At 67.1% G+C, this 1,649-nt stretch carries 2 pseudogenes; both read right to left on the reverse strand.

What is annotated here, in order from left to right:
• Positions 1-190, reverse strand: a pseudogene (locus BSZ14_RS18665) (ATPase); the annotation flags it as partial.
• A pseudogene (gene istA, locus BSZ14_RS18670) lies at positions 177-1,649 on the reverse strand (IS21 family transposase); the annotation flags it as partial. The pseudogenes istA and BSZ14_RS18665, both read right to left, overlap by 14 nt.

Raw genomic sequence — 1,649 nt, forward strand, 5'->3', positions numbered from 1 at the left:
TGGCGGCCGACATCCGGTAACGGACCGAGGCTGCATGGCGGTGCGTCGCCTCGGCACGCAGCAGGTCGGTCAGGACCTCCATGGTCGTGCGCTTGCGCTGGAGACCGGTAGTGACCGCCTCGTCGAAAGCGCCAGCCATGCCCTTCAGCCCCAACTCGGTCATGGCCGTCATCATCTCATGCCGCTGCATGGAGGCCTCGCAGGCTGTCATAGCGGTTGCAGTCGGCGCGGGGCGGATGGCGCAGCGCCAGGTCTTCTGGCGTGACAATAGTCAGCGGTCGCGGCGGTTCGCGCCGGCGGGCCAGGATGTTGACGATGACGTCGTCGCTGGCCACGCCGGCCAGCAATGCTTCGCGCACGGCCGCTTCCACCGCCTCGAGTCCGTCGTCGAGCACCGCGGCCAGCACCCGCACGAACCGCCGGTCGGCATCGTCACCGACGCCAAGCTTGCGCCGCAGTCGTGCCAGCGCAGGCGGCAGCTCCCAGCCCTGGAACGGCGCGCCGTTCCGCAGGGCGCCCGGCTTGGTCGCCAACACCGGCAAATAATGCCACGGGTCGTAGATGGTCCGGTCCCGGCCGAAAAACCGGGGATGGTCGGCGACGACTTCCCCGTCGCAGCGCACGACGATGCGGTCGGCATAGGCGCGGACCTGAACGGCACGTCGCACTATCCTGGCAGAAACGGAGTAGCGGTTGCGGTCGAAGCTGATGAGGCATGTGCCGCTTACCGCATGCTCGCTCTCATGAAAGCCGTCGAAGGGTGCGACAACAGGCTGGAGCACGCTGCGCTCGGCAGCCCAGGCCTGAGCAACCGTCAGTTCCTTCTGCTCGGGATGCTGGTGCAACTCTGCCCAGCGCCGACACTCGGCCTCCAGCCAACCGTTCAGCTCCTCGAGGCTGGTAAATCGCAGGCGTGGCTGGAAGAAGCGGCCGCGTGCGGTTTGCACCTGGTTCTCGACCTGACCTTTCTCCCAGCCCGACGCCGGCGAGCAGGCGGTCGGCTCGACCATGTAATGGTTGGCCATGACCAGGAAGCGCCGGTTGAAGACACGCTCCTTGCCCGTGAACACGCTCGTGACCGCCGTCTTCATGTTGTCGTAGATGCCGCGCCTCGGCACACCTCCGAAGAAGGCAAACGCCCGCGCATGCGCGTCGAACAGCATCTCCTGTGTCTCGCGGGGATAGGCTCGCACATACATTGCCCGCGACGCGCATAGCCGGACATGCGCGACCTTCACTTGGCAATCGGCTTGCCCGAAATCTCCACGTCCTCGTGGCTCCAGTCGAACTGGTAAGCCTCGCCCGGCCGGAACAGCAGCGGGATGAACGCCGGCGCATTCATCACATCGCGACGTCGCGCCCGGCGCCAGCGGGCCGCATAACGCCGCACCGCGTCGTACGAGCCGTCGAACCCCTCGCGCAGCAGCAGGTCGTGGATGCGCGTGAGGCGCAGCTTCTCGCGCCGCGGCCGTGCCTCATCTTCCTCCAGCAACGCATCCAGTCGCGCCTGAAATGGCCCCAGCTTCGGCAGCGGCTGTACCTCCCGCCGATACCCCATGTCCGCTTCCGGCGCCCGGATCGCCTTGCGCACCACCTTGCGCGACAGGTGCAGGTCCCGCGCTATCGCCTTGATGGCCTTCCCCGACGCG

The organism is Sphingomonas sp. Sph1(2015) (assembly GCF_001970915.1).
In the GTDB taxonomy this organism is placed as follows: Bacteria; Pseudomonadota; Alphaproteobacteria; order Sphingomonadales; family Sphingomonadaceae; genus Sphingomonas; species Sphingomonas parapaucimobilis.